The organism is Cellulomonas triticagri (assembly GCF_003696205.1).
Classification (GTDB): Bacteria; Actinomycetota; Actinomycetes; order Actinomycetales; family Cellulomonadaceae; genus Cellulomonas; species Cellulomonas triticagri.
The window spans coordinates 38053-44052 of sequence record NZ_RFFI01000020.1; the positions used below are offsets into that span (position 1 = coordinate 38053).

Consider the following 6000-nt stretch of genomic DNA (forward strand, 5'->3'; position numbering starts at 1 on the left):
CCTGCGGGTGGCCGGCCCGTCGGCGTTCCCGGGCCCGTCGAGCCTGTGGGTGGGCCGTGAGAGGATCGACGGCGCCGCCCACCCACCACGCGAAAGGCGCCGCTGTGCCCGCCCGCACCACCACGCCCCGACCGGCGACGCTCACCGGATCGGTGCCGCGGCGGTCTCTGCTGCTGATGGGGCGCGGCATCGCGTCCCAGCCGCGCACCTACGTCCTCGCCATCGGCATCTCCGGCCTGTTCGGCGCCTTGACCGTGGCGGTCAGCCGCGTGCTGGGCTGGGCGACCGACACGGTCGTCGTCCCGGCCATCGGCGGCGACGCCGACGCGCAGGGCCGCATCTGGGTCGCGGGAGGCGTGCTCGCGCTCGTCGCCGTCTCGCTCGCCGCGTCCGTCGCGGGCCGCCGGATCTTCGCGGGCATGGGCGTCGCGGACCAGCAGGCGATGCACCGCCGCACCGTCACGCGCCAGTACCTGCGGCTGCCGATGTCCTGGCACCGGCAGCACCCCACGGGTCAGCTGCTGTCCAACGCGTCCGCCGACGTCGAGGCCGCGACGGGCGTGTTCAACCCGCTGCCGTTCGCCCTCGGTGTCGTCGTGATGATCGGCGTCGCCACGGTGGCCCTGCTCGCCACCGACGTGTGGCTCGCCGTCGCGGCGCTCGTCGTGCTGCCCGCGGCGGTGGTCGCGAACCTGGTGTTCCAGCGGCGGATGACCCCCGCGGCGACGCGCGCGCAGCAGCTGCGTGCCGAGGTCGCGGACATCGCCCACGAGTCCTTCGAGGCGGCGCTGCTGGTCAAGGCCCTGGGCACCGAGGACCGCGAGGAGCGCCGGTTCGCCGAGCGCACCGGTCAGCTGCGGGACGCGAACGTGCGGGTCGGCATCGTCCGGGCGTACTTCGACCCGGTCATCGACATGCTGCCGAACCTCGGCACGCTGCTGGTGCTGGTGGTCGGCGTGCTGCGGGCCCGCTCGGGCGCGGTCGGGACCGGCGACATCGTCTCCGCCGCCTACCTGCTCACCCTGATGGCCGTCCCGGTGCGGGCGTTCGGCTGGGTCCTCGGCGAGCTGCCCCGCGGCCTGGTCGGCCACGACCGTGTCGCGCGGGTGGTCGACGCCGAGGGCGAGCTGCCGCCGGGCACGACGCCGCTGGCGCGGCGTGCGGGGGGCGCTGCGCTCGGCATGTCGGGGGTCGGTGTCCGCGTGCCCGGACCGGAGGGCCCCGTCACGCTGCTCCGCGACGTCGACCTGCACGTCGCGCCCGGGCGGGTCGTCGCGGTCGTCGGCCCGACCGGCGCCGGCAAGACCACTCTGGTCTCGCTGGTGCCGCGGCTGTCGGACCCGGCGGACGGCACGGTCACGGTCGACGGCGTGGACGTGCGCGACCTCGACCCGGACGACCTCACCGCCCAGGTGGTGCTGGTCGGCCAGCAGACGTTCGTCTTCGAGGACACCGTGCGCGGCAACGTCACGATGTGCGACCCGGACGACCCCGCCGCGCCCACCGACGACGAGGTGTGGGCCGCGCTGCGGCTCGCCCGCGTCGACGGCGTCGTTCGGGACCTGCCCGGCGGCCTCGACGCCCCGCTCGGCGAGCGCGGCTCCAACCTGTCCGGCGGGCAGCGGCAGCGCCTCGCCATCGCGCGGGCGCTGGTGCGCCGCCCCCGGCTGCTGGTGCTGGACGACGCGACGTCGGCGGTCGACCCGCGGGTGGAGCAGGGCATCCTCACCGGGCTGCGCGAGCACGCCGACGGCGCCGCGGGCGGCCCCACGGTGCTGCTGGTCGCCTACCGGATGTCCTCGGTGCTGCTCGCGGACGAGGTCGTGCACGTCGAGGGCGGGCGGGTCGTGGACCACGGCACGCACGCCGAGCTGCTGGCCCGCGACGCGGGGTACCGGGCGCTCGCCACGGCGTACGAGCAGGAGTCGGAGCGGCGCGCGGCGCGCCGCCGGGACGCGCTGGACGACGAGGGCGACGAGGCCGACGACCTCGACGCCGACCTCGGCGGGGCGCGGGACGAGCAGACGACGGGAGAGGCGCGATGAGCGCGGCGGACGGGCGCGAGGGGCTGGGTGGCACGGAGCCGCTCGGCGTGATGGCGACGCTGCGGCGCGGCGTGCAGGTGTCGCCGCAGCTCGTGCAGGGCATCGGCGTCACGCTGCTGCTCGCCGTGCTGGCGGCGGCCGGCAAGGTCGTGGTGCCCGTGGCGGTGCAGCAGGTCATGGACACGGGCGTGCTCGCCGACGGCGGTCCGGACGTGCAGCGCGTCGTGACGCTCGTCGTGGCCGCGGCGCTGGCGCTGGTCCTCGGCGGTCTGTGCTCCGCGCTGGTGAACGTCCGGCTGTTCCGGGCGAGCGAGGCCGGTCTGGCGCAGCTGCGGGTCCGGGCGTTCCGGCACGTGCACGACCTGTCGGTGCTGACCCAGAACACCGAGCGGCGCGGGTCGCTGGTGTCCCGCGTGACGTCGGACGTCGACACGATCTCGCTGTTCGTGCAGTGGGGCGGCATCATGCTGCTCGTCTCGACGCTCCAGGTCGCGGTCGCGACCGTGCTCATGGCGGTCTACTCCTGGCAGCTGACCCTGCTGGTGTGGCTGTGCTTCGGGCCGCTGGTGATCGCGCTGCGGCCGCTGCAGCGCCGGGTGAACGTCGCGTACACCGTGGTGCGCGAGCGCGTCGGCGCGATGCTCGGCTCGGTCTCGGAGGCGGTCGTCGGCGCCGAGACCATCCGCGCCTACGGCGTGCAGCGCCGGGTCCAGCGGACCGTGGACGCGCGGATCGGGGCGACCCGCGACGCCATGGTGCGCGCGCAGAACACCGTCGCCTGGGTGTTCTCCTCGGGCGTGCTGGTCGCGAACCTCGTGCTCGCGGTCGTGGTCGTCGTCGGCACGCAGCTCGGCGTCGCCGGGGACCTCAGCGTCGGGCGGCTGCTCGCGTTCCTGTTCCTCGTCCAGCTGTTCACCGGCCCGGTGCAGCAGGCCACCGAGGTGCTGAACGAGCTGCAGAACGCCGTCGCCGGCTGGCGGCGCGTGCTCGGCATCATCGACACCCCCGTGCGCGTCGCGGACCCCGGCAGCGCGGGCGTGCCCTCGCCGCGCGGACCCGCCGCGGTCGAGCTGCGGGGCGTCGGCTTCGCGTACCCCGGCGGACCGCCGGTGCTGCACGGCATCGACCTGCACCTGCCCGCCGGGCGGTCCGTCGCGGTCGTCGGCGCCACGGGCTCCGGCAAGACCACGGTCGCGAAGCTCGTGACCCGGCTCATGGACCCGACCGACGGCGCGGTGCTGCTCGACGGCACCGACCTGCGCGAGGTCCGCACCGCCGACCTGCGCCGCCGGGTGGTGATGGTGCCGCAGGAGGGCTTCCTGTTCGACGCGACCCTCGCCGAGAACCTCGTGTACGGCCTGCGCGACGACGCGAGCCCCGACGGTCACCCCGCGGACGGCGCGTCCCTCGCGGACGCCGAGCCGCGGCTCCGGGCCGCGCTGGCGGACCTCGGGCTGACCGACTGGCTGGCCGAGCTCCCCTCGGGCCTCGCGACGCCGGTGGGCCAGCGCGGCGAGGCGCTGTCGGCGGGGGAGCGGCAGCTCGTGGCGCTGGCCCGCGCGTACCTCGCCGACGCCGACCTGCTGGTGCTGGACGAGGCGACCTCGGCCGTCGACCCGGCCACCGAGGTGCGCATCGCCCGCGCGCTGGACTCGCTGACCAGCGGGCGCAGCACCGTGACCATCGCGCACCGGCTGTCCACGGCGGAGGCCGCGGACCTGGTGGTCGTCGTCGACGCCGGGCGCGTGGTCGAGCACGGCCCGCACGAGGACCTCGTGGCGCAGGACGGCGTCTACGCCGCCATGCACCGCGCGTGGGTGGCGCAGACGCGGTGAGCGGGCCCGGCGCGACGTCGCCGGGGCGTGGGAGGATCCAGGGGTGAGCGAGCAGCAGAACCCGGAGCCCACCACCGTCCTCGACCCCGCCGTCGCCGCCCGCCTCAAGCGGGACGACGCCGGTCTGGTCGCCGCGGTCGTGCAGCAGCACGACACCGGCGAGGTGCTCATGCTCGGCTGGATGGACGACGAGGCGCTGCGGCGCACGCTCACCGGTGGCCGCGTGACGTTCTGGAGCCGGTCCCGGCAGGAGTACTGGCGCAAGGGGGACACGTCCGGCCACGCCCAGTTCGTGAAGTCCGTGGCGCTGGACTGCGACGGGGACGCCCTGCTGGTGCGCGTCGACCAGGTCGGCGCCGCCTGCCACACCGGCACCCGCACGTGCTTCGAGGCCGGCGGCACGCTGGACGCCGTCGTCGGCGAGCGTCCGGCCGTCGGGGCGGGGGACCGGGCGTGAGCGCCGCGACGTCCGCGCCCGCCGCGTCGCCCACCACGCCCACCGCGACCGTCGAGGTGCCCTGGGGCGCGACCTGGCCGACGCTCGACACCTTCCGCGACCTCGCCGCCCACCGACGCGTCGTGCCCGTCGTGCGGCGGCTGCTGTCCGACGACACCACCCCCGTCGGCCTGTACCGCACCCTCGCGGCCGGGCGGCCGGGCACGTTCGTCCTGGAGTCCGCCGAGCAGGCGGGCACCTGGTCCCGGTGGTCGTTCGTCGGCGTGCGCTCCCGCGCCACGCTGACCGTCCGCGACGGCCGTGCCGTGTGGACCGGGGACGTGCCCGCGGGCGTGCCCACCGAGGGCGACCCGCTCGCCGTGCTCGGCGAGACCCTGGAGGTGCTGCGCACCCCGGCGGTCCCCGGCCTGCCCCCGCTGACCGGCGGCCTCGTCGGCACCCTCGGCTGGGACATGGTCCGGCACTGGGAGCCGACCCTGCCCGCCGCGGCGCCCGACGAGCTCGGCGTCCCCGAGATGGCGCTGTGCCTCGCCAGCGACCTCGCGATCACCGACCACCACGACGGTTCCGTGTGGCTGGTCGCCAACGCGATCAACTTCGACGGCTCCGACGAGCGCGTCGACGAGGCGCACGCCGACGCCGTCGCCCGGCTCGACGCCATGCAGGCCGCCCTGCTGCGCCCCGCCGCGCCCGCCGCCGCCCTGCTGGTCGACGTCCCGGCGCCCGCGCTCGAGTTCCGCTCGACCGAGGCGGAGTACGAGCAGGCGGTGCTCGCGGGCAAGGAGGCGATCCGCGACGGCGAGGTCTTCCAGGTGGTGCTCTCGCAGCGCCTCGACCTGGACTGCCCCGCCGACCCGCTCGACGTCTACCGGGTGCTGCGCACCATCAACCCCAGCGCGTACATGTACTACCTCCAGCTGCAGGACGCCGACGGCCGGGACTTCGCCGTCGTCGGGTCCAGCCCGGAGACGCTGGTCAAGGTCAGCGACGGGCACGTCACGACGTTCCCGATCGCCGGGTCCCGCCCGCGCGGCGGCACCCCCGAGCGGGACCGCGAGCTGCACGACGAGCTCATGGCCGACCCCAAGGAGCGCGCCGAGCACCTCATGCTCGTGGACCTCGCCCGCAACGACCTGGTCAAGGTCTGCGAGCCCGCGACCGTCGAGGTCGTGGAGTTCATGGCCGTGCGGCGGTTCAGCCACATCATGCACATCTGCTCCACCGTCGTCGGGCGGCTGCGCGCCGGGGCCACGGCGCTCGGCGCGCTCACCGCGACGTTCCCCGCCGGCACGCTGTCCGGTGCGCCGAAGCCGCGGGCCATCGGGCTGATCGACGAGATCGAGCCCGCGCGCCGCGGCATCTACGGCGGCACCGTCGGGTACTTCGACCTCGACGGCGACATGGACATGGCCATCGCCATCCGCACCGCGCTGATCCGCGACGGGCGCGCCAGCGTCCAGGCGGGTGCCGGCATCGTCGCGGACTCGGTGCCCGCGACGGAGTACCAGGAGTCGCGGGACAAGGCCGCCGCGGCGGTGCGGGCGGTGCAGATCGCGGCCCGGCTGCGGGCGGCGGGGACGGCGTGAGCGCCGAGCGTGACGGCGGCGCCGAGCCCCTCGAGCACGGGGCGGCGGGCGGCGGCACGCCCACGGGGGAGCGGCGG

At 76.0% G+C, this 6000-nt stretch carries 4 protein-coding genes; all 4 read left to right on the plus strand.

Translation table 11 applies throughout. The features are described 5' to 3' along the window. Positions 1-176: 176 nt before the first annotated feature. Genes EBM89_RS05510 through EBM89_RS05525 form a run of 4 tightly spaced genes read left to right on the plus strand, consistent with a single transcriptional unit; the run spans position 177 to position 5923 of the window. Complete coding sequence (locus EBM89_RS05510; protein WP_122148465.1) at positions 177-2045, plus strand: ABC transporter ATP-binding protein; 1869 nt, start codon at positions 177-179, stop codon at positions 2043-2045. Next, on the plus strand, positions 2042-3880 hold the full coding sequence (locus tag EBM89_RS05515; protein WP_122148459.1) for an ABC transporter ATP-binding protein: 1839 nt from the start codon (positions 2042-2044) through the stop codon (positions 3878-3880). Before EBM89_RS05510 ends, EBM89_RS05515 begins: the two co-directional genes overlap by 4 nt. A 43-nt stretch (positions 3881-3923) precedes the next feature. Next, the gene (gene hisI, locus EBM89_RS05520; RefSeq protein ID WP_122148460.1) at positions 3924-4337 is read left to right on the plus strand and encodes a phosphoribosyl-AMP cyclohydrolase; all 414 of its coding nucleotides are present in this window, start codon (positions 3924-3926) and stop codon (positions 4335-4337) included. Beyond that, a complete protein-coding gene (locus tag EBM89_RS05525; RefSeq protein ID WP_122148461.1) occupies positions 4334-5923 on the plus strand; it encodes an anthranilate synthase component I in 1590 nt (529 codons plus the stop codon). Before hisI ends, EBM89_RS05525 begins: the two co-directional genes overlap by 4 nt. Positions 5924-6000: the final 77 nt, after the last annotated feature.

Coding starts and splice junctions, on each gene's coding strand:
- EBM89_RS05510 (WP_122148465.1), top strand. CDS start 177: ATGGGGCGCGGCATCGCGTCCCAGCCGCGCACCTACGTCCTCGCCATC.
- EBM89_RS05515 (WP_122148459.1), top strand. CDS start 2,042: ATGAGCGCGGCGGACGGGCGCGAGGGGCTGGGTGGCACGGAGCCGCTC.